The 21534-nt window shown below is 37.1% G+C and carries 23 protein-coding genes; 11 read left to right on the forward strand and 12 right to left on the reverse strand.

What is annotated here, in order from left to right; all coding sequences use genetic code 11:
• Positions 1–103: 103 nt before the first annotated feature.
• The 5 genes from KGI01_RS02040 (at position 104) to KGI01_RS02060 (ending at position 4899) form a co-directional block, all read left to right on the forward strand.
• Positions 104–1036: an ABC transporter permease gene (locus KGI01_RS02040; RefSeq protein WP_141272842.1), complete on the forward strand. Its 933-nt coding sequence runs from the start codon at positions 104–106 to the stop codon at positions 1034–1036.
• Entirely contained in the window at positions 1033–1950 is a 918-nt protein-coding gene (locus KGI01_RS02045) for an ABC transporter permease (RefSeq protein ID WP_141272844.1), read from the forward strand. Before KGI01_RS02040 ends, KGI01_RS02045 begins: the two co-directional genes overlap by 4 nt.
• A gap of 13 nt (positions 1951–1963) precedes the next feature.
• Positions 1964–3013: an ABC transporter ATP-binding protein gene (locus KGI01_RS02050; protein WP_141272846.1), complete on the forward strand. Its 1050-nt coding sequence runs from the start codon at positions 1964–1966 to the stop codon at positions 3011–3013.
• On the forward strand, positions 3014–3940 hold the full coding sequence (locus KGI01_RS02055; RefSeq protein ID WP_141272848.1) for an ABC transporter ATP-binding protein: 927 nt from the start codon (positions 3014–3016) through the stop codon (positions 3938–3940).
• 167 nt (positions 3941–4107) lie between these two features.
• Positions 4108–4899 carry an HAD family hydrolase gene (locus tag KGI01_RS02060; protein ID WP_141272850.1) on the forward strand — a complete coding sequence of 264 codons (792 nt, stop codon included), beginning with the start codon at positions 4108–4110 and terminating at the stop codon, positions 4897–4899.
• Between the two features lie 242 nt (positions 4900–5141).
• Here KGI01_RS02060 and serA read toward each other — a convergent pair whose 3' ends face one another.
• The gene (gene serA, locus KGI01_RS02065; protein ID WP_141272852.1) at positions 5142–6728 is read right to left on the reverse strand and encodes a phosphoglycerate dehydrogenase; all 1587 of its coding nucleotides are present in this window, start codon (positions 6726–6728) and stop codon (positions 5142–5144) included.
• Positions 6729–6730: 2 nt separating this feature from the next.
• Entirely contained in the window at positions 6731–7909 is a 1179-nt protein-coding gene (locus tag KGI01_RS02070; protein ID WP_141272854.1) for a pyridoxal-phosphate-dependent aminotransferase family protein, read from the reverse strand.
• Between the two features lie 699 nt (positions 7910–8608).
• On the opposite strand from KGI01_RS02070, the gene KGI01_RS02075 reads away from it, so the two are divergent.
• Positions 8609–9385, forward strand: coding sequence for an enoyl-CoA hydratase (locus KGI01_RS02075; RefSeq protein ID WP_141272856.1), 777 nt, complete (start codon positions 8609–8611; stop codon positions 9383–9385).
• A 48-nt stretch (positions 9386–9433) separates the two neighbouring features.
• Here the strand turns inward: KGI01_RS02075 and KGI01_RS02080 are convergent, their stop codons facing one another.
• The gene (locus KGI01_RS02080; protein ID WP_373863109.1) at positions 9434–9616 is read right to left on the reverse strand and encodes a YhzD family protein; all 183 of its coding nucleotides are present in this window, start codon (positions 9614–9616) and stop codon (positions 9434–9436) included.
• Between the two features lie 236 nt (positions 9617–9852).
• On the opposite strand from KGI01_RS02080, the gene yhaM reads away from it, so the two are divergent.
• Positions 9853–10791, forward strand: coding sequence for a 3'-5' exoribonuclease YhaM (gene yhaM, locus KGI01_RS02085; RefSeq protein WP_068451077.1), 939 nt, complete (start codon positions 9853–9855; stop codon positions 10789–10791).
• A gap of 50 nt (positions 10792–10841) precedes the next feature.
• Here yhaM and KGI01_RS02090 read toward each other — a convergent pair whose 3' ends face one another.
• The 7 genes from KGI01_RS02090 to KGI01_RS02120 all read right to left on the reverse strand — a co-directional run bounded on the left by KGI01_RS02090 (position 10842) and on the right by KGI01_RS02120 (position 15267).
• On the reverse strand, positions 10842–11738 hold the full coding sequence (locus KGI01_RS02090; protein WP_141272860.1) for a peptidylprolyl isomerase: 897 nt from the start codon (positions 11736–11738) through the stop codon (positions 10842–10844).
• Between the two features lie 262 nt (positions 11739–12000).
• Positions 12001–12183 carry a hypothetical protein gene (locus KGI01_RS02095; protein WP_141272862.1) on the reverse strand — a complete coding sequence of 61 codons (183 nt, stop codon included), beginning with the start codon at positions 12181–12183 and terminating at the stop codon, positions 12001–12003.
• A 48-nt stretch (positions 12184–12231) separates the two neighbouring features.
• Positions 12232–12795, reverse strand: a complete 564-nt coding sequence (locus tag KGI01_RS02100) for a DUF3267 domain-containing protein (RefSeq protein WP_068451087.1) — start codon at positions 12793–12795, stop codon at positions 12232–12234.
• A 227-nt stretch (positions 12796–13022) separates the two neighbouring features.
• Complete coding sequence (locus KGI01_RS02105) at positions 13023–13544, reverse strand: HTH-type transcriptional regulator Hpr (protein ID WP_068451090.1); 522 nt, start codon at positions 13542–13544, stop codon at positions 13023–13025.
• 101 nt (positions 13545–13645) lie between these two features.
• Complete coding sequence (locus KGI01_RS02110) at positions 13646–14041, reverse strand: YtxH domain-containing protein (RefSeq protein ID WP_141272864.1); 396 nt, start codon at positions 14039–14041, stop codon at positions 13646–13648.
• A 159-nt stretch (positions 14042–14200) separates the two neighbouring features.
• The gene (locus KGI01_RS02115; RefSeq protein ID WP_068451095.1) at positions 14201–14728 is read right to left on the reverse strand and encodes a tryptophan transporter; all 528 of its coding nucleotides are present in this window, start codon (positions 14726–14728) and stop codon (positions 14201–14203) included.
• 113 nt (positions 14729–14841) lie between these two features.
• Positions 14842–15267 carry an HIT family protein gene (locus KGI01_RS02120; RefSeq protein ID WP_141272866.1) on the reverse strand — a complete coding sequence of 142 codons (426 nt, stop codon included), beginning with the start codon at positions 15265–15267 and terminating at the stop codon, positions 14842–14844.
• A gap of 135 nt (positions 15268–15402) precedes the next feature.
• Here KGI01_RS02120 and KGI01_RS02125 point away from each other — a divergent pair, with 135 nt between their 5' ends.
• From KGI01_RS02125 to KGI01_RS02135, 3 genes are all read left to right on the forward strand, one after another.
• Entirely contained in the window at positions 15403–16143 is a 741-nt protein-coding gene (locus tag KGI01_RS02125; protein WP_068451101.1) for an ABC transporter ATP-binding protein, read from the forward strand.
• Positions 16136–17317: an ABC transporter permease gene (locus tag KGI01_RS02130; RefSeq protein WP_141272868.1), complete on the forward strand. Its 1182-nt coding sequence runs from the start codon at positions 16136–16138 to the stop codon at positions 17315–17317. Before KGI01_RS02125 ends, KGI01_RS02130 begins: the two co-directional genes overlap by 8 nt.
• A gap of 96 nt (positions 17318–17413) precedes the next feature.
• On the forward strand, positions 17414–18415 hold the full coding sequence (locus KGI01_RS02135; protein ID WP_141272870.1) for an LLM class flavin-dependent oxidoreductase: 1002 nt from the start codon (positions 17414–17416) through the stop codon (positions 18413–18415).
• A gap of 51 nt (positions 18416–18466) precedes the next feature.
• Here KGI01_RS02135 and KGI01_RS02140 read toward each other — a convergent pair whose 3' ends face one another.
• Both KGI01_RS02140 and KGI01_RS02145 read right to left on the reverse strand, forming a co-directional pair.
• Positions 18467–19642: an amidohydrolase gene (locus tag KGI01_RS02140; RefSeq protein ID WP_141272873.1), complete on the reverse strand. Its 1176-nt coding sequence runs from the start codon at positions 19640–19642 to the stop codon at positions 18467–18469.
• A 17-nt stretch (positions 19643–19659) separates the two neighbouring features.
• Entirely contained in the window at positions 19660–20196 is a 537-nt protein-coding gene (locus KGI01_RS02145; RefSeq protein WP_170214699.1) for an antibiotic biosynthesis monooxygenase family protein, read from the reverse strand.
• Positions 20197–20492: 296 nt separating this feature from the next.
• Between KGI01_RS02145 and hemE the strand changes: the two genes are divergently transcribed.
• Complete coding sequence (gene hemE, locus KGI01_RS02150; RefSeq protein WP_141272877.1) at positions 20493–21530, forward strand: uroporphyrinogen decarboxylase; 1038 nt, start codon at positions 20493–20495, stop codon at positions 21528–21530.
• The last annotated feature ends 4 nt before the right edge of the window (positions 21531–21534 follow it).

Here is a 21534-nt window from a genome sequence, read left to right on the forward strand (position 1 = left end):
GTGAACCTCACTTATTAGGCTTCACACAAGAGGGCTACACTTAGTCGAGGATTCGATTAAGTGTAGCCTCTTGTTTTATTCAAAAATAGAAGGAGGTAGAAAGATGCTTCAATATATTTTAAAAAGGTTTGCTTATATTCTTGTTGCACTATTTGTTATTGTAACAATCACATTCTTCCTAATGCGTATCGCACCTGGTAGTCCTTTCGCAAGCGAAAAAAGTTTGCCACCTGAAATTGAAAAAGCAATGAATGAAGAATATGGACTCAATAATCCCTGGTACATTCAATACAAAGATTACCTCATCTCTACTGCACAATTTGATTTTGGTCAATCCATGAAATACAAAGACCGCTCCACGAATGATATGATTGCAGAAAGTTTCCCAGTATCACTCACACTCGGCGTTGAAGCCATGTTACTTGCAGTTGGTTTAGGCGTATTAATCGGTGTCGTCACCGCCCTCTATCATAATAAATTCCCAGATTATTTAGGTACGATCATTGCTGTACTCGGTATATCCGTCCCGTCATTTATTCTTGCAGGACTTTTACAATATTTTATTGGACTCAAAGCAGGCTGGCTACCCATCAGCGGTTGGAATGGCTTTGCTTATAGCATCTTACCCGCCCTCTCCATTGCGATTACACATATGGGCTTCATCGCAAAATTAACACGTTCCAGCATGTTAGAACAAAACAGTTCTGAGTATGTTAAAATGGCTCGCGCCAAAGGTATTGGAAAGTGGACAACCGTCTTCAAACACACCCTCCGTAATGCACTTCTCCCAGTTGTCACCTATTTAGGACCTCTTTTTGCCGGAGTTATTACAGGCAGTTTTATCGTGGAACAAATTTTTGCGATTCCTGGACTTGGTAAATATTTCGTTACCTCAATTACAAACCGTGATTATACAGTTATCATGGGTACAACCGTTTTCTATTCGATTATTTTACTCCTAGGTGTTCTCATCGTTGACATTTTATACGGATTCATTGATCCTCGTATCAAGTTGAAAGGAGCGAAAAAATCATGACGCAACCAATCCCGCCTGAAAAATTTAAAATCGTCGGTGTCGACGAACGTAAAAATGAACAATTAGCTGATAAATCCATTTCCTTTTGGAAAGAAGTATGGATTCGTTTTTCTCATAATAAATTGGCTGTAATTGGGGTAATTATAATTATCTTGATTGCACTCATGGCGATTTTTGCACCCATGCTATCTCCTTATAAATATGACCAAATTTTAGGGAAGTTTAATGAACCACCAAGCTCAAAAAACTGGTTTGGAACAGATGACTTAGGACGTGACGTATTTACCCGTATTTGGTACGGAGCACGTATTTCTTTATTTATCGGTTTAGCCGCTGCAGTCATTGACTTAATTATCGGTGTTGCTTGGGGTGCAATTTCAGGACTTGTAGGTGGTCGAGTAGATGATATTATGATGCGTATTGCAGATGTTTTAACAGCTGTTCCGTATTTATTAGTTGTCATTATCTTACTTGTTGTACTACAACCGGGTTTGTTACCAATGATTATCGCCCTCTCCATTACAGGGTGGGTGAATATGGCGCGTATTGTACGTGGAGAAGTACTCTCCATTAAAAATCAGGAGTATGTACTCGCGGCGAGAACACTTGGCGCAAGTACAGGACATCTCATTATGCGACATCTTATTCCAAATGCTCTCGGTGCGATTATCGTAACAATGACATTAACAATCCCAAACGCTATTTTTACAGAGTCATTTTTAAGCTATATCGGTCTAGGTGTACCACAACCACAAGCAAGTTGGGGAACGATGGCATCAGATGGTAATAATGCGATTGATACAGCACCTTGGCGACTGATTTTCCCAGCAATTTTTATTTCACTAACGATTTTTGCTTTTAACGCCATTGGTGATGGACTGCGTGATGCACTCGATCCAAAACTACGTAAATAAGGGAGTGTTTTATATGGATGAAATCATTTTAGAAGTCAAAAATTTGAAGATTAACTTTAAGACGAATGCAGGTACAGTACAAGCTGTACGTGGTGTGAACTTTACAATTGCAAAAGGTAAAACTTTAGCAATTGTAGGCGAGTCTGGTTCTGGGAAGTCTGTAACGAGTAATGCTTTAATGAAGCTCATTCCGCAACCTCCAGGTATTTATGCAGAAGGAGAAATCCTCTTTGATGGTCGTGACTTAGTCAAGTTAACTGAAAAAGAGATGACGAAAATACGCGGCAATGAAATGGCGATGATTTTCCAGGACCCTATGACTGCTTTAAATCCAACGATGAAAGTTGGAAAACAGATCATGGAAGTAATTTTAAAACATAAAAAGAACTTCTCAAAAGAGGGTGCTAAAAAGCGCGCGATTGAATTACTAGATGAAGTAGGAATTCCATATCCTGAAAAGCGTTTTTCTCAATATCCGCATGAATTTTCAGGCGGTATGCGTCAACGTGTTGTAATTGCGATTGCACTTGCAGCAAATCCAAAACTTTTGATTGCAGATGAGCCAACAACAGCACTTGATGTAACAATTCAAGCACAAATTATTGAATTGATGAAAGAAATTCAGCGTAATAGTAATACGTCCATCATCTTCATTACACATGATTTAGGTGTTGTGGCGAATGTCGCTGATTACGTGGCAGTGATGTATGCAGGGCAAATTGTCGAGTATGGTACAGCAAATGAAATTTTTTATAATCCACGTCACCCTTATACTTGGGGTTTACTCGGTTCAATGCCTGATTTAGATAATAAATCAGACGAATTATTGCGTACGATTCCAGGATCGCCTCCCGACTTGATTAATCCACCAAAAGGAGATGCTTTTGCGGCACGTAATGAGTTTGCGATGGCAATTGATTACGAAAAAGATTCGCCGATGTTTGAAGTAACGCCAACTCATTTTGCAAAAACATGGCTCCTTCATCCAGATGCGCCGAACGTTCCAATTCCAGAAGAAGTACAAAAACGAATTGATGGATACTTGCAGAAGGGAGAACAGTAGATGGCGAATAAAATTTTAGAGGTACGCAATTTAAAACAATATTTCGGCACAGTTAAAGCAGTCGATGATATTAGTTTTGAAGTGTATGAAGGCGAGACGCTAGGATTAGTTGGTGAGTCGGGTTCTGGAAAGTCGACAACAGGGCGCTCAATTATTCGTCTATATGATATTACAGATGGTGAAGTACGATTTCGCGATGAGAATGTACATGGGCGAAAAAATCGACAATCACAGATGACGTTTAATAAAGAGATGCAAATGATTTTCCAAGACCCTTATGCATCACTCAATCCACGTATGACAGCCGGCGAGATTATCGCAGAAGGTTTTGATATTCATGGTATGCATAAAGATAAAAAGAAGCGTAAAGAAGTTATTAGTCAATTGCTTGAAGCAGTAGGTTTGAATCGTGAGCATGCAGGGCGTTATGCACATGAATTCTCAGGCGGTCAGCGCCAGCGTATTGGGATCGCGCGCGCACTCAGTTTAAATCCGAGTTTTATTATTGCAGATGAACCTATCTCAGCATTAGATGTATCGATTCAAGCGCAAGTCGTAAACCTCTTAAAAAAATTACAAAAAGAACGCAATTTAACTTTCTTATTCATTGCGCATGATTTATCAATGGTGAAATATATTAGTGATAGAATCGCTGTCATGCATCATGGAAAGATTGTGGAACTTGGCGATGCTAATGCCATTTACAATCACCCAATCCACCCCTATACAAAATCTTTACTGTCAGCAATCCCATTACCAGATCCAATATCCGAAGCGAAAAGAACAAGGATTCCTTATATACCAGAAGGTGTAAGTGCTACTCAAACGACGCATGAAGTTTACCCAGGACACTACGTATTTGGAACGGACGAACAAATTCAAGTGTGGAAAGCAGAGACCGAAAAAGGACGTATTATTGATTATTAGTGCCTAAACGAACGAAAACATTATTCATTAGTTTGAATGTTACGTTTTTCGTTCGTTTTTTTAATTTTATTCATAAAGATCTATCGTAATTTTCTGAATTCATGTCGTTTGTATTGTAAAATATAGTACAATAAAGAGAGAAAAATGAATGATATAGGGGCGTTAATATGACGATTACAACAGTTCTTTTTGATTTAGATGATACGCTATTATGGGATCAAAAAAGTATTGCAGAAGCTTTTTGTTTAACATGTGAAGAAGCAGCAAAACATGTGGATGGAGAAGTGAATGTTCAAGAGTTAGAAGCGGCTGTTCGTGCGGCAGCGAGAAAATTATACGCAAGTTATGAAGTCTACGATTACACACAAATGATTGGTATCAATCCCTTCGAAGGAATGTGGGGAACATTCGACGATCCAACACCTTCGTTCCAAAAGATGAAGACGATTGTACCGCAATATCGTAAAGATGCTTGGACACAAGGATTAAAAGAATATGGTATTGAAGATGCGCAGCTTGGTGAAATGTTAGGGGAATATTTTATTGAAGCGCGTAAAAGAAGTCCTTTTGTATATGAGGAAACGTTTGAAGTATTAGAGCAATTAAAAGGCAAATACCAATTAGTATTATTAACAAATGGTGCGCCAAGTCTACAAAATACAAAATTAGAAATCACACCTGAGTTAGTGCCATACTTCGATCATATTATTATTTCAGGTGATTTTGGTAAAGGAAAGCCAGATGCTTCTATTTTTGAATATGTATTAGAAAAAGCCAATATTTCAGCAGGTGAGGGAATTATGGTTGGTGATAATTTAATGACTGATATTTTAGGTTCATCACGTATTGGTATGAAGAATGTATGGATTAATCGCGAACATAAAGCACCTTCTGAGACGGTTATTCCTACATATGAAATTCAGAACTTGCGCGAATTAAAAGCAATTATTGAAGCTTAATGGAAACTTTCTTTTTTGTGTCACGTTCTATAATGGCATGAGGAGGAATTGGAAGAAATATGAATCGAAGTCGTAAAAAGAAACGTATTGTCTTTGTGTCGTTGTTACTTACAATTGCAGTATGTCTATATAAAATGAAACAATAAAAGATGGGGATTACGCTTATGTGTAATCCTCTTTATGATGGCAAAAAAGAGGAGACGCATTAACGCGCCTCCTCTTGTTACCTTTGTGAAAATGATTTATAGTGTAATCGCTTTTACTTCGAAAATATTTTTTTGTTGTTTTAAGAAGTCAACATGTTCAACTACGTGGTCAACTGAAAGTACCATGATGGCATCCCCACCTTCAATTGCACGTCCAACTTGCATCGTTGCGATATTAATATTTTGATCTGCAAGTAGTGTACCAACTAAACCGATTGCACCTGGTTTATCTGTATGTTTAATGAATAAGATATGTCCTTCTGGATTAATATCTACATTATAGTCATCAATTTGTACAATACGTGCGCCAAGTCCAGCAAGTAGCGTACCTTTTACTTTATGTGTTGTATTGTTTGTTACTAACTCAACTGTAATTGAGTTTAAGAATGCTTTCGCACGCGTTGATTTATGCTCGTTAATTTTAATATCATTACGATCCGCTAGGTAACGTGCATTTACGTTATTTACGTGATTACCTAAGTTACGCGTTAAAATTCCTTTTACTGTATTATTCGTTAATGGACGAACATCGAAGTTTGCTAAATCACCAGAGTAATAGATATTGACTTCGTTAATTGGTTCGTCTGTTAAATGAGAAACTAATTTACCAATTTTATCGCCTAGTTCGAAGAATGGTTCTACTTTTGCGACCATATCTTTAGGAACAGATGGCATGTTCACAGGATTTAAAACTGTACCATGTTTGAAGTAACTTAAAATATCGTTACTTACATCTACTGCAACGGACTCTTGTGCTTCAATTGTAGAAGCACCTAAGTGAGGAGTTGCAATGACTTGTGGCAAGTCTAATAATTTGTTTCCTACGAAAGGTTCTTCTTCCATTACGTCAAGCGCTGCGCCAGCTACTTTACCAGACTCGATTGCTGCATAAAGAGCTTCTTCATCAATGATTCCACCGCGTGCACAGTTGATGATACGTACGCCATCTTTCATAATATTAAAAATATTTTCGTTAATCATATGACGTGTAGAATCAAGTAATGGTGTGTGGACTGTGATGAAGTCAGCCACTTTTGCGACATCTTCTACAGAACCGTAATCAACACCCGCTTTTTCTGCCTTTTCAGCTGTTAAGAATGGGTCATAAGCGATGACGTTCATACGGTTACCTTTTGCGCGATGAGCCACTTCTTGACCAATACGACCAAAACCGACAACACCAAGTGTTTTATTCTTTAATTCAACACCAACGAATTTTTTACGATCCCAGCGACCTTCCATTAAAGATTGGTAAGCATGTGGGATATGACGAGCTAGCGCCATAATCATCGCTGTTGTATGTTCAGCAGCAGAGTTTGTATTACCATCTGGAGCGTTGACAACGATAATCCCTTTTTCTGTTGCAGCTTCTAAGTCGATATTATCGACACCAACACCAGCACGACCAATTAATTTCAAATTGTCGGCAGCTTTAATAATTTCGCGCGTTACTTTCGTTTGAGAACGAACAAGTAATACGTCGAAGTCTTTGATGATTGCTTTTAGTTCTTCAGGTGCTAAACCTGTATTACTAACGATATTTAAATCTAATTCTTGTTCTTGGCGAAGAGGGTAAATCCCATCTTCGCTTAGTGGATCGCTAATTAAAATATTAATTGCCATGATTATTTCGCTCCTTCTAGTTCGCGTTGTTGTGTTTGTTCAAGATATACTTGCTGTGCAGCAGCTACACCGGCACCTAACTGAATTTTCTTACCTACTTTTACTAATGCAATTTCCATTGCAGCTAAATATTGAAGTACGTCAGTTGGTGCGCAGTAACCCATGTGACCAACGCGGAAAATTTTGCCCTTTAATTCAGCTTGTCCACCAGCAACTGTTAGATTGAAACTTCCTTTGATTTCTTTACGGAATGCTTCTGCATCGAAATCAGTTGGTTTTAAAGATGTTACAGTTGGAGAACCATCTTCATCTTTTGTGAATAGCGGAACATCTAGTGCTTTGAAAGCAGCACGTGTCATATCACGCATTAAGCGGTGACGTGCATAGACATTTTCAAGACCTTCTGTTTCTAAGTTTTCAAGAACTTGCTCTAAGCCGAATAGTAAAGATAGAGCAGGTGTAAATGGTGTCGTATCTTTTGCTAAGTTATCGCGATATTTTGTTAAGTCTAAGTAGAAACCGCGTTTTGGATTTGATTCAATCACTTTCCAAGCGCGTTCGCTTGCAGCGATAAAGCCAAGACCAGCTGGTAACATTAATGCTTTTTGAGCACCTGTTACAACAATATCTAATCCCCACTCATCCATCTTCGTTTCAACGCCTGCCATACAAGATACGCCATCAACGATGACAAGTGCTTCAGATACTTCATGTACAGCCTGTGCTAAACGACCAACAGGATTCAAGACACCTGTAGATGTTTCACAGTAAGTAGAAAATACGGCTTTAATTTCTGGGTTTGCTTGAACATGTGCTTTTACAGCTTCTGGGTCAAGTGCTGTACCCCATTCAACGTGGAACTCTTCTACGTCGATTTGGTATGCTTCACAAATTTTTGTGAAACGGTTTCCGAATACACCAGTTGCAACGACAAGTACCTTGTCACCTGGATGTACAACATTGACGATTGCAGCTTCTAAACAAGAAGTACCGCTACCTGTTAGCATCATGACATCTTGCTCTGTTCCGAATACTTTTTTCAGTTTTGGCTTAATATTTTGAATCATCTGACTAGTTTCGTTACCACGGTGCCCGATCATCGGTTTTGTCATCGCTCTCTCTACACTCGGTGGGATTGGTGTTGGTCCTGGAATACGTAATAATTGATAATCTGTTAACATAATGAAATTTCCCCTTTCGTTTTTGAAAAAATAAAAAGCCTTCCATCCCTGCAAAAAAATTGCAAGGGACGAAAGGCTAAATGTATACATTTAGTAACGCGGTACCACCCTAATTTACTGTCCATACAAAGAGGACAGTCTTATCTATATGCGTAACGTGCATGTGCCGGGTAAACCTACTTTTGGATGTTCAGAATACCTATTCAGAAGTGGAACTTATGCATGAAATCGCTGATTTGCACCGACCATCAGCTCGCTGTGGGATTTTCAAAAATCATAAGCATGTCTTCGTCATCATATTTGTGCGTGATTTGAATTTAAATCTATATTAAAGCTAATGTTAAGTAATGTCAACGATAATTTAAAAAAATATTAAAAATAACCTTTTTTAAGACCTTTAAAAAGAATTAAAACGAACATTTTTAATTATTAATCATTTAAATGTTCGTTCTTTTAGAGAGGACAATGAAAGCTTTGAAATTGTATCAGAGAGTAAAAGTAAAACGCTTACAATATTGAAGGTGTAAGGTTTAGGGGTTTCCGTAAACATTAAAAGTTCTTATCCATTAGTGTAGTAAAGTGTTAAAATACGTTTTTTTCATTCGTATAAATGTTCGTAACAAAAAGAAATAAAGGACTTTTCAGATTTTTCACGAATATTAATAATGAATGATCATTCATAATATAAGGGGTGTCCATATGACAGAAAAAACAATTCTTTTTGAACAGGTAGGGCGTGTTGCAACGATTACATTGAATCGACCAACGTCGATGAATGCAATTAATTTAGAAATGATGAAAGAGTTAGGCGATTGTTTTGAGGAGCTTCATCATCAACATGAAATTCAAGTCGTTATTTTAAAGGGACAGGGAAAGGCCTTTTCATCAGGTGGAGATATTAAAGGAATGATTCAAGGTGATTTAGATTTGGAAGAAGCTATGACGCTTGTAGCGCGTTATACGCGTTTATTATATACATTACCGAAGATTGTCATTGCTCAAGTCCACGGGGCAGCAGCAGGGCTTGGATTGAGTACGGCGCTCGCAGCAGATTATGTCATCGCTGAAGAAACAGCTAAAATTGCGATGAACTTCATTGGTATTGGGTTAATTCCAGATGGTGGTGGGCATTTCTTCATGCAGGAGCGTTTAGGCAATGTGAAAGCAAAGCAAGCTATTTGGGTAGGAGAGGTTATGAGCGGTACAAAAGCACAGAAAATTGGTCTTGTGGATGAAATTGTAGCAGAGGGTGCTGTGGATGAATTTGTACAATCTATGGTGCAACGTTTTTCGCATGCGCCATTAAAAGCGATGATTGAGACGAAAAAGGTTCTAAATGAACGCCGCTTACCAGAGCTCGAATCGGTTTTGTTGAAAGAGACAGAAGGTCAGAAGAAAATGCGAGATACAAAAGATCATATGGAAGGTATTCGCGCATTTGTAGAGAAGCGTAAACCAAACTTTAAAGGGGAGTAGAAAAGAGTAGGAATACCACACATATTTGTGGTTTCCTAGTCTTTATTTTTACGAATGGAAAAGGATGAGTTTTCCTTCTGAATTGACTAAGCGATGTGTAGCTTCACTTAATTCAAGTGAGGCGATTTTTTCAGCACCCGCTGTTTTGGCTTCATGATCGTTTTCAAATTCCCAATCTTCATCTAAAATAACTTCCCCAGTTGGTTGAAAAGCAGTAAAGCGAAATTTCATTATAAAGCACCCCTTTTTAAAATAATGAATACTTATTCATTATAATATGAAATACTAAAAACTTTCTAGGGATAACTATGCTTTTCAAGGAATAGATAAAAAAAGTATGTACTATGATGAAATCGAATGGATTTAAAATACTTTCTTTTTTACCAAAGTGGTACAATAAATGTTATGTAAGTATCATATTGAAGCGTTTTTTAAAATACTTCAGAGGAAAGGAGATTGATTAAGAGATGGAAGGAATTGCAACATTACGTGTTGGCGAAGCCGTCAACCAATATTTATTAATCAAACAAGCAACGAAGGGTGTTACAACAATGGGGAAACCATTTATGACCCTTATTTTGCAAGATAAGAGTGGCAGTATTGAATCGAAATTATGGGATGCAGGTGATGAACAAGTTCAAATGTATCCAGCAGGTGGTATTGTGCATATTAGTGGAGAAATTCAAGATTACAGAGGGAAGTTACAGTTACGCATTAAACAAATACGACCTGTAAAAGAAGGCGAACCAATTCAGGTGTCGGACCTTGTTCAATCTTCTGATACACCAAAAGAACAATTGTATGAGGAGTTACAATCTTATTTATTCGATATTCACAATCCAGCGATTAATCGTATTACAAGACAATTAGTGAAAAAGCATGAGATTGCGTTTATGACATATCCAGCTGCGACAAAGAATCATCACGACTATGCATCGGGGTTAATTGATCACGTAACGTCAATGTTACGTCTAGGAAAGGCAATTGCAGATTTATACCCAACAATTAATCGAGATTTATTATATGCAGGGATTATTTTACATGATATCGGTAAAGTAGTAGAGCTATCAGGACCTGTTTCAACTGTTTATACAGTGAAGGGGAATTTACTGGGACATATTACAATTATGGTGTCTGAAATTGAAGTGATTGCAGAGGAACTTGGGATTGAAGGGGAGGAAGTAATGCTACTTCAACATATGGTGTTATCACATCATGGTAAAGAAGAGTGGGGTAGCCCGAAAAAACCAATGATTCAAGAAGCGGAGATTTTACATTATATTGATAATATTGATGCGAAGATGAATATGTTAAAACGCGCATTATCAAAAACAGAAGCAGGGGAATTTACAGAGCGTCTGTTTGCTCTTGATAATCGTGCTTTCTACAAACCAACAATTGAATAAATAAAAAAGCATGAGGAGAATCATAATTCTCCATCATGCTTTTTCTTTACTTATTTAGAAGAACCTAAGAATGAAGATAGAGCGTCTTTTAAATCTTTATCTTTGATTTTAATATCAGCATCTTTCATTAACTTAGCAATTTTTTCTTGTAGTTTTGTAGAGTTTGGATCTTCAGCTTTTGCTTTCTTAAGAGCAAGTGTTTGTTTGATTGCATCTTTTTCATCATCAAATGATTTACTTACTTCTTTCACACGTGTATCTTCTAATTTAATGATATGGTAGCCATAGCTTGATTTTACTGGCTCAGAAATTTCACCTTTTTTCATTACATAAGCAGCATCAGTGAATTCTTGTACCATTTGATCTGGACCGAACCAACCAAGTTCGCCGCCTTTAGATGCTGTACCTTGGTCTGTTGAGTTTTTCTTTGCAAGTTCAGCAAATTTCTTTGAATCTTTTTTTAATTCAGCTTCGATTTTCTTCGCTTCTTTTTCATCTGCTACTAAGATATGGCTCGCTTTTAATTCTTTCTTTGTGCGATCATAATATTCTTTCGCTTCTTTATCAGAGATTTTGATGCCGTCTGTTTGTGCTTTCTCTTGTAGAAGGTTCAGTTTAAGGTAGCGTTTGAATTTATCTTCTGTCATACCTTGAGACGCTAAGTAAGTTTTTAAATCTTGGCCTTGTGCTTCGATTTGTTCCTTTTGTTCTTTGTAACGTGTGTCTACTTCTTTATCAGATACTTTGTATTTGTTTTCAAGTACTTTTTCAATCATGATTAATTGAAGTGCTTGATCGCCCGCAGTTTCTTTTAGTTCTTTATAAAGTTGTTCTTGTGTTACATCGCCAACTTTAGAAGTGACTACCTTCTCGTCACCTGAATTACCACAAGCAGCTAAACCTAGTACTGAAGCCGCAAGTGTCAATGTTAATACTGTCTTTTTCATTATTAAATTCTCTCCCAACCTAATATCTCTTTAAGCCTAATAAACCATTGCTTTTGTAACTATACCATAGAACGATAAAAAAATAAAAAGGTTGCCTATACAACGATATGAAAAAAATACATATTTTACTATATTATTTTTTAAAAAAATATTTATCTGCTTTTTACACTAAAAATATGCAAATAAAAACAGAACCAGCGACGTTCGCTGCTCCTGTTTATAATCTAAGTATAAAATATACGTTTTAAGATAGAAGTGAGGCTTAAATTGAATAGTAGGTCTTTAAATATAAAGAAACTAATAAAATCGTGATTAAGATATTGATTGTTCTGTATACCGTTGGTTGTTTTTCTTCTGGAATTTCTTTTCTGGCGCATAGAGCATATGTCATGCGATTGATCTGGAATAAGTAAAAAACCGCAAATAAAATGACGATTATAATCAAGACCGTTCCCCCTTCCTATCATACACTTCAAGCATATCAAATGAACTGTTATGCTGACAAGTTTGTTCGCGTATTTGTATAAGGAACTAATATTTCAAAACCTTTATCTGTTTCTTCGACCAATGCTTTTTTAGGTGTCTTTAATAAATGTTTCGCATATAACAAGTCAATAAGACAAAGTCCACTATGATAAGCGAGTAGAATCGTAAAGTAGTGGCGGAAACTTGGTAATGTGATAGCACCTATAATAAAGATCGAGTTAATAATAATAAAAGGCATTATAAGTGAAATCAAATAGCGTGATTTCATAATTGGTTCATGAATTCGCATATTTAAAAGGGGAATAATCCCGAATTTTCTTTCGACTGAAAAGCGTAGTCGATTGCGATAACGTGCAATCGGCATAAAATGTAATAATTTATGCAAAGGGTATGTCAATAATAAAACGAGTAAAAACCATGAAAATCGTTGATCAGACATAGGACCGTGACGAAAGACATTAATTGAAATATAGAAAAACGAAAAAACAATAAAAACGAAAATCATCGAAAATAGAAAAATACGATCATGTCCGTATTGTTTTTGCACATTAATAGTTTTCCAACAATGCACTGTAAGCATCTCCATTCATTCATAACTGAAGGGCTTCCAAGTAGTAGTCCTTCCTTTGTACAGCGACGTTCCCAAAACAGGGAATAAAAATCGTCGATACATAACATAAGTCTTTTTAATGACAAAAGCAAGTACTTTTTTTAGTATGAATTTAAGAGAACGCTTACAATGTGATGGTATCAATAAATCCTCTCCAATAAAGAAATTGAAGAGGATTTTTGATTATGTTATAACTGTTTTTCCATGTTCTCAAATGACTTTTCAAAAATATCCATGAAGTCGTCACCATAAATGTTACGGATGACAGCCATTAACTCAAGATACTGCGGGAATTTACCATACATTTCTTTTAACGGAAGCGAACCGTCGACTACAGTATGATTTGTTTTGTCGTAGTTGTCATTTAGATCTTGCAACAGTGCTTGACCTTTTTCTGTAATCTCAACGTATGTATTTCGCTTATCATCATCACGTTTAGAGAAAGAAAGTAATCCTCGTTCTTCAAGATTTTTTGAGAAGTTAAATGCTGTTGATACATGCATAACACCAAATTTAGCGATATCTGAAATAGACGCGCCCTCTAAATTAGATGCAATACAAAGAACGTGATGCTCATTGATGTTTAAGTCATACGGTTTAATCCAGGCTTGCCAATCTTTTTCAACAGCCTTCCAAAGTGCTTTAGATAAATGGGCAATTCGTTGTGAATAAATCATGGCTTCTTTCACCGAATATAAATCTTCAGACATGCTACCACCACTTTCGCATTTTTTTTCATTATATCATTATTTCCCAAAAATATACAACGAGAAAAGAATGAAATAAATGAATTTTTAAAATCTTCATGCTCTTAGTTTGTTGAGCCCTTTTTTTTCTTCAGTGTAATTTTTTGAAGCTCTTCCATCTCAGCGTTTAATTCATCGGCTGATTTTTTTAAACCTTCAATGTGTTTCTTCAAGTTTTCTTGTGATGGAGCTGAAGTTTCTTGGAATCTACTAATAGCTTCTTTAATACCTGAAACTGCATCAGGTAGCGTGTTTTGAACTTCATATTTAATCGAATTAACCGATTGCTTAATCATTGTAATTCGTTGCTGTAATTCGTTCTTAATGTCTGAGGAGTTATTTTTATACTGTGTTAAAGAACCCTTTAATTCCTTACCTGATTTTGGAGTTGTGAATAATGTTACGGCAGCACCTGCTACAAGACCAGCGCCGATGCCAAGCACAAATGTTTTTACATTCATATGTGAAAAGCTCCTTCCTAATGATAATATTTCCTTTTTTTATTATATTAAAACATGATTCAAGAAAAATAAAAGCGGTTGCCCTCAAAAGTCATCGTCTTTTCATCAATTTCTAATGAGTAGCGCCTAACTTTTAGTAGCAACCGATTTTCGTCTTACTTATGCATGTGACAATGAAGTATCAAACTTAGAGCGTTTTACGAGTGTTGTAATAATAGGATAGATTACAACAAACGCAATGATATTAATCGCAATTGCTGGTAGTACAACAGTTGAGAATAGTGCAATAAATGGAATGTTTGCACCAATCACTAAAATCGCTGATCCTAAAAATACACTGCCTGAAATGATTGTTCCTACGCCAACTAATATAGCTGATGAGACAAAATTCTTTGCTTGTCCTTTTAATAGTTTCACAAGGAATAATACTACGTACGCAGTTACAAACTTATCGATCACGTTCGGTACAAAACCACCAGGGAATGTAGAAAATAGACCAGATAAAATCCCTGTTGTGACAGCTAACAAGAATACGTCACGAGAATTCGGGAATAGGAAAATACCGATAAACATCATCGTTAACATGAAATCTGGTTTCATTCCTCCGTTGAATCCTGGGATGACTAAATACAGTGCAGCACCTACCGCAACAAGTAATGCCATTAATACTAAGTTTTTTGTTTTCATTTCTCATCTCTCCTAAGCTCTTCTAAAATTTTTTCGTCTCCTAACGTCTCCTCGTGAGCGTTAGCGAAACTTAGCGTAATTCTATCGTGTCAACCACGTAAAATCAAGTGCGCTTACTTATTTAATTGTGCAGCAATTTCATCTGCTACTTGTGTAATAACATCAGAAGTAAACTCGTCTTCTTTTGTTTTCCAAATTGGCTTGTAGCCATCTTTTTCATCGTAACGAGGGATGAAGTGAAGATGGAAGTGGAATACACTTTGTTCCGCAGCTTCACCATTGTTGTTTAATAAGTTCATACCTGCAGGTTGGAATGCATCTTTAATCGCATTCGCAATTACAGGTGCAACAGAGAATAGATGCGATGCTGTTTCAGGAGATAATTCGAATACATTCGCAACATGCTCTTTTGGAATTAATAATGTATGACCTTTTGATAAAGGCGTAATGTCCATAAAGGCATATACGTAATCATCCTCATACACTTTTTTACTTGGAATAGAACCGTCAATAATTTTACAAAATACGCAATCAGCCATTCTATTTCACACACCTTTCATATATTTCTTTCTATTCTATCATATGACAACTGCGATATAATTGAATTTTTGATAAACTAAGTATATTCAAATAGGATGTTTCAGGCAATTGTGTCTGAGAATGGAGTGATGAAGATGTCAATATTAGAAGTATCTGCTGTAACAGGTGGTTATACAAGAAAACCCGTTATACACGATTTAAACTTCAAACTAGAAGCAGGTGAGCTAGTCGGCTTAGTTGGTCTGAACGGTGCAGGGAAAAGTACAGCAATCAAACATATCATTGGAATGATGCAACCACAAAAAGGAACAATTAAAATTAATGGAAAAACGATGAAAGAGAATATGGATGTATACCGAACTTCTTTTTCATACATTCCTGAGACACCTGTTTTATATGATGAACTAACATTAAAAGAGCATTTAGAATTAACAGCGATGGCGTACGGAATCGATTTAGAAACGATGCGTGAGCGTGTTGCCCCGTTACTCAGTGAATTCCGTATGGAAAAACGATTGAATTGGTTCCCATCTCACTTTTCAAAAGGAATGCGTCAAAAAGTTATGATTATGTGTGCTTTCTTAGTAGAACCATCTCTGTATATTATTGATGAACCATTTTTAGGGCTTGATCCACTTGCCATTTCACTATTACTTGAACAAATGGATGAGAAGAAAAAAGAAGGTGCAGCCATTTTAATGTCAACGCATGTATTAGCTACTGCTGAAAAACATTGTGATAAAATTCTACTGCTTCACAACGGATATGTCCGTGCATTTGGTACGATGGATGACTTACGCCAATCTTTCAACATGCCAGATGCGACGTTAGATGACTTATACATCGCGATGACAAAGGAAAAAGAACATGAGTAATTTACAAGATGTTTGGCGTAAACGGTTTAATTACTATATAACAGAATTACAAAAATATATGCGCTATATCTTCACAGGTCATATGGCACTCGTTATTGTATTTTTACTTGGTGCTGGCGGTTATCAGTACAGTGAATGGTTAAAAGTCGCACCGCATGACTTCCCAACGATTCTTTTCGTCACAACAGTGATGGGGATTGTTCTCACAATGAGTAAACCTGTAACGCTTATTAAGAAGCCAGACGAAGTATATTTATTACCACTTGAGACAAAGATGCCAATGTACTTTAATCGTGTTTTAAACTACACCGTCTTCAGTCAATTAGGAGTCGCGCTCGTCGTCTATCTTGTGATGTGGCCGATGATGCGACAAGTGGGCGAAATTGAGGTTTCTGGGATTGCAATCGGATTAGCTTTCACTGTATTACTAAAATGGTGGAATGTACATGTGGAATTCATGTTCCGCTGGGCGACAAAAGGTCGTTATGTTTGGCTAGACCGCATTGTACGAGGTATTCTTTCAGGTGTATTCTTATACTTCTTATTAAATCATGACAGTTTATACGCGATTATTATGATTATCATTTTGGCACTTTATCCTGTCATGTGTAAGAAAAAAACATTGGAAGAGCCATTCCCTTACGAACACTTTGTAAAATTAGAAGAAAATCGCATGATGCGTATTTACCGCTTTGCGAATTACTTTACGGATGTACCTGCTGTAAAAGGAAATATTAAAAGAAGACGCTATCTGGACTTCCTTGTGAATGCTGTACCGAAAACGAAAAAAACAACATTCGAATATTATTTAGTTAGAAGCTTTATAAGAACGGATGATTATTTCTTCCTTTGGTTCCGTCTTACGGTGATTACAGCGTTAGTAGCAGCATTTGTGAATATGCCGATTATTGTAGGGATTGTCGCAGCAGCTCTTGCTTTTGCTACAGCGATTCAATTAAAACAAGCACTAGGAAAGCCAGTCGATTTCTCAATGAGTATGCTCTATCCATTACCAGTTGATGCACGTCAAAAAGCCGCACAAAAAGTAACGCGCTATACATTAATTGCACAAGCAGTAATTGTAACGCTTGCAGGCATTGGTACACCTTACTGCTACTTACAAGGCATTGTTATTCTCGTAGTAGGAGAAATTACATTACGCTTATCAAAATAATACGTGAAGTTTCTTTATTTGGAAAAGTCCGAGTAAGGAAACTTCATTTTTTTCTTTGAATTTGTTAGGCTAGTTTAGGAAAGAGAGGGGTAAGAGATGAAAAACGTCAAATTATCTGTATTAGATTTAGTTGCTGTAGGAGAAGGATTTACAGCAGGAGAAGCCATTCATAACAGTGTACACCTCGCTCAAAAAGCAGAAGAATTAGGTTATGAGCGTTACTGGTTTGCAGAACATCATAATAGCGCAAGCATTGCGAGTTCAGCTACTGTATTATTGATTGGTAAAATTGCAGAACATACAAAAATAATCCGAGTAGGTTCGGGTGGTATTATGCTACCGAACCATAAACCGCTTATTGTAGCGGAACAATTTGGTACACTGGATGCAATGTATCCAGGACGAATTGATTTAGGTGTAGGCAGAGCGCCGGGAACAGATCCAACAACTGCAGAGGCACTTGGTAGAAGTGCATATGGGGCTCCGAATCACTTCCCAGAAGATGTAGAACAATTACAAACATACTTAGGTGCAAACGAAGGAGCGCGTGTACATGCCTTCCCAGGTGAGAACTCGAATGTACCCATCTATATTTTAGGTTCAAGTTTATTCAGTGCAGAACTTGCAGCACAAATGGGACTACCATATGCATTTGCTAGTCACTTTGCCCCGAATTACTTAGAACAAGCACTACAACTTTACCGCACGCAGTTTAAGCCATCGAAGTATTTAGACAAGCCTTACACAATTGCATGTGTGAATGGTATGGCAGCAGATACGAATGAAGAAGCTGAGCGCATGGTAACGAGCTTGTATCAATATTTCTTAGGAATTGTAAAAGGTTCACCGAAAAAATTAATGCCTGCTGTTGATTCGATGAAAGAGATTTGGACGATGAATGAGCGCTATGCCGTATTAGAAGCGCTTCGTTATACATTCAAAGGCGGTCCAGAAAAAGTGAAGAATCAACTGCAAAGTTTCTTGCAAATTACACAAGTAGATGAAATTATGGTGACATCACATATTTATGAACCAGCAGAACGCGTCCATTCATATGAGATCATCATGCAAGCATTAAAAGAGCTACAAGAAAATTAAACATAAAAGAGGCAATTACACGAAAATAGACGTGTGATGCCTCTTTTTATATTAAGCATTCGTATTAAAATCAATGGCTACAGCAGCTAATGTTTGAGCGGCTGCTACCATCGCGTATTCTTCAAAATTAAATTTAGGATGATGATGTGCATAAGCTGGGCCATCTACAGGCTTTGCACCTGTAAAGAAGAATGCTCCTGGTCGCGCATTTAAATAGTAAGAAAAGTCCTCACCAACCATGTTTGCATCCATAATTTGAGCAGCTTTTACATTCGGGACATGCTGGGCTGTTTCTAATATATGTTGTGCCATCTTAGCATCATTAATAACAGGAGGGTGACCACGCGTGTAGTCGAATGTGAATGTTGCACCTGCAGCTTCACAAAGTCCTTTGATGATGCGCTCCATCTCAACAATTACTTGCTCGCGTACTTCTACATCGAATGTACGAACCGTTCCTTTTAGTTCGGCGCTTCCTGCAATAATATTAAAAGCATCACCAGCGTGGAATGAACCAACTGTGAGTACAACAGGGCTTGTTGGATTAATGCGACGAGAAGCCACATGTTGTAGCGCTGTAACAATTTGCGCTCCAAGCGTTACTGTATCAACAGTTGTATGCGGCATTGCGCCATGTCCGCCAACTCCATGTAGCGTAAGTGTGAAGGAATCTGCTCCAGCCATCATGGCACCAGGTCGCGTTTGAATGTTGCAAGCTTCGAATTGTGACCATAGATGTGTGCCAAACACAGCATCGACACCTTCTAGACAACCTGCTTCAACCATTGCTTTTGCGCCGCCTGGTGTTACTTCTTCAGCATGTTGATGAATCATTACATAGTTACCAGCTAGTTGTTCACGATGTTGGAATAATGTTTTTGCAAGTACAAGAAGCGTCGCTGTATGCCCATCGTGTCCACAAGCATGACTTACGTTCGGGACAGTCGATTGATAAGCAACGCCTGTCTCTTCTTGAATAGGTAAGGCATCAAAGTCAGCTCGTAGTGCCACTGTTTTACCTGGTAAACCACCTTCGATTCGCGCAACAATACCGTTCCCGCCAATATTTTTTTCGTAAGGAATATCAAATTCATCATAAAAATTACAAATATATTCAACCGTTTCATGTTCTTTGTACGATAATTCAGGATGCATGTGTAAATAACGTCGAATCTCTTGCATCGATGTAAACTGTTCTTCTAATTCATTCCAAATAACTTCTTTCATCTATAATACCTTCTCTCTTAAAAACGATCATCACGGTCTTCTTCTACTTCTTCAACAGGTGCTGTTCCATAAAGTTTTGTGTACGGTGCAACAGCAAGTGTTGTTGGTCTGCGGTCTGTTTCATGACTCCCTATAAAGTCAAAATCCTCTGCATAGTTTGCTGAATTGCGCCAAACTTGATATGAATTCGGGTCTGTCCACTGCTGGATAATCGCAAATACAGTTGATTTAATAGGCTTTAATAATTTATACGCGATAAATCCAGGTTCGTTAACAAAATGGAATGATTTACTTTTTAGACGATTTTCAAAAGATAATTGGCTATCTTCAAAAATATCGATATACGTAATGGCATAGAAACCACCCGGTTCAAATTCACCAACCTCTTCAACAACTTCAAATGACTGTGGTGTTGCAAATTTTGTTTTACCTTCTGTCACATGCATTAATACAGATTGTTGTCCGCCATATAAAACCGTCATATTTTCTTTTTTATATTTTGCTTGTAAATGCTCCATAAAATCGGCTGTACCGGTTGCTAAATAAACATACATACTGAACGCCACCTTTATCATTTTATTTGATTCTCTTTATTAGTATATCCGTTTAACATGAAAGATTCACAACATTTGAAAATGTCTAGTCGTTTTTCCAAATTATTTTCACGTTATGATAGCGTTGTCAAAAAAAAGACAAGAATTGAAAAAGTTTTTTTGACAAAAAGGTTTTGAAACTATACTTTAATATATGAAAAGTCTATAGTGAAAATGGATATCAATATAGAACAGACGATTTACATGAAGTGAATCAAAAGTAAAAAGATGAACTGAAGGAAGGGCAGGCTAATCAATTGACGAAATTTAATGATACACTTTTACGCGCAGCAAGAGGCGAACAGACAGAACATACACCAGTATGGTATATGAGACAGGCAGGGCGTTCACAGCCAGAGTACCGTAAAATTAAAGAAAAATATTCTCTTGAGGAAATTACACACCAACCAGAATTATGTGCATATGTGACACACTTACCAGTACAAAATTATGGCGTAGACGCGGCAATTTTGTATAAAGATATTGTAACACCGCTACCAGGTATGGGTGTAGATGTGAAGATTGAAGCAGGAATCGGTCCTGTCATTTCAAATCCAATTCGTTCAGTAAAAGATGTCGATGCACTGCGTGAATTCAACCCACAAGAGCATGTGCCTTTCGTGTTAGATACGATTAAGTTACTGACAACAGAACAATTGAATGTACCATTAATCGGTTTTGCAGGCGCACCATTCACATTGGCAAGCTATATGATTGAAGGTGGCCCATCGAAAAACTATGCGAAAACAAAAGCCTTTATGGTATCTGAACCACAAGCTTGGTTTAAATTAATGGATAAATTAGCAGATATGATTATTTTAGATTTAAAGGCGCAAATTCAAGCGGGTGCAAAAGCCTTCCAAATTTTTGACTCGTGGGTAGGTGCTTTAAATCATGAAGACTATCAAATTTTTATTAAACCGATCATGACACGTATTTTCACAGAATTAAAAGATGAAGGTGTTCCTTCAATCTTATTCGGTGTAGGTGCAAGTCATTTAGTAATGGATTGGAATGAGCTACCTGTTGATGTAGTTGGTTTAGATTGGCGCTTACCAATTAAACAAGCCCGTCAAATGGGGATTACAAAACCGCTTCAAGGTAACTTAGATCCAACATTATTATTAGCGGACTGGTCTGTATTAGAAGCTCGTACAAAAGATATTATCGATCAAGGATTAGAAATGCCAGGTCATATCTTTAACTTAGGACATGGTGTATTCCCTTCAGTAAATCCAGATGTTCTAAAACGTTTAACAGCATTTATTCATGAATATAGCGCATCGAAGAAATAACAAT

Origin of the sequence: Kurthia gibsonii, from assembly GCF_006539985.1 — a bacterium.
GTDB classification, from domain to species: Bacteria; Bacillota; Bacilli; order Bacillales_A; family Planococcaceae; genus Kurthia; species Kurthia gibsonii.

Coding starts and splice junctions, on each gene's coding strand:
- KGI01_RS02105 (WP_068451090.1), bottom strand. CDS start 13,544: ATGTCTGAAGATTTATATTCGGTGAAAGAAGCCATGATTTATTCACAA.
- yhaM (WP_068451077.1), top strand. CDS start 9,853: ATGGAAGGAATTGCAACATTACGTGTTGGCGAAGCCGTCAACCAATAT.
- KGI01_RS02120 (WP_141272866.1), bottom strand. CDS start 15,267: ATGGCTGATTGCGTATTTTGTAAAATTATTGACGGTTCTATTCCAAGT.
- KGI01_RS02130 (WP_141272868.1), top strand. CDS start 16,136: ATGAGTAATTTACAAGATGTTTGGCGTAAACGGTTTAATTACTATATA.
- KGI01_RS02040 (WP_141272842.1), top strand. CDS start 104: ATGCTTCAATATATTTTAAAAAGGTTTGCTTATATTCTTGTTGCACTA.
- KGI01_RS02145 (WP_170214699.1), bottom strand. CDS start 20,196: ATGTATGTTTATTTAGCAACCGGTACAGCCGATTTTATGGAGCATTTA.
- KGI01_RS02115 (WP_068451095.1), bottom strand. CDS start 14,728: ATGAAAACAAAAAACTTAGTATTAATGGCATTACTTGTTGCGGTAGGT.
- KGI01_RS02140 (WP_141272873.1), bottom strand. CDS start 19,642: ATGAAAGAAGTTATTTGGAATGAATTAGAAGAACAGTTTACATCGATG.
- KGI01_RS02135 (WP_141272870.1), top strand. CDS start 17,414: ATGAAAAACGTCAAATTATCTGTATTAGATTTAGTTGCTGTAGGAGAA.
- KGI01_RS02060 (WP_141272850.1), top strand. CDS start 4,108: ATGACGATTACAACAGTTCTTTTTGATTTAGATGATACGCTATTATGG.
- KGI01_RS02070 (WP_141272854.1), bottom strand. CDS start 7,909: ATGTTAACAGATTATCAATTATTACGTATTCCAGGACCAACACCAATC.
- KGI01_RS02110 (WP_141272864.1), bottom strand. CDS start 14,041: ATGAATGTAAAAACATTTGTGCTTGGCATCGGCGCTGGTCTTGTAGCA.
- KGI01_RS02080 (WP_373863109.1), bottom strand. CDS start 9,616: ATGAAATTTCGCTTTACTGCTTTTCAACCAACTGGGGAAGTTATTTTA.
- KGI01_RS02055 (WP_141272848.1), top strand. CDS start 3,014: ATGGCGAATAAAATTTTAGAGGTACGCAATTTAAAACAATATTTCGGC.
- KGI01_RS02050 (WP_141272846.1), top strand. CDS start 1,964: ATGGATGAAATCATTTTAGAAGTCAAAAATTTGAAGATTAACTTTAAG.
- KGI01_RS02075 (WP_141272856.1), top strand. CDS start 8,609: ATGACAGAAAAAACAATTCTTTTTGAACAGGTAGGGCGTGTTGCAACG.
- KGI01_RS02090 (WP_141272860.1), bottom strand. CDS start 11,738: ATGAAAAAGACAGTATTAACATTGACACTTGCGGCTTCAGTACTAGGT.
- serA (WP_141272852.1), bottom strand. CDS start 6,728: ATGGCAATTAATATTTTAATTAGCGATCCACTAAGCGAAGATGGGATT.
- KGI01_RS02125 (WP_068451101.1), top strand. CDS start 15,403: ATGTCAATATTAGAAGTATCTGCTGTAACAGGTGGTTATACAAGAAAA.
- KGI01_RS02045 (WP_141272844.1), top strand. CDS start 1,033: ATGACGCAACCAATCCCGCCTGAAAAATTTAAAATCGTCGGTGTCGAC.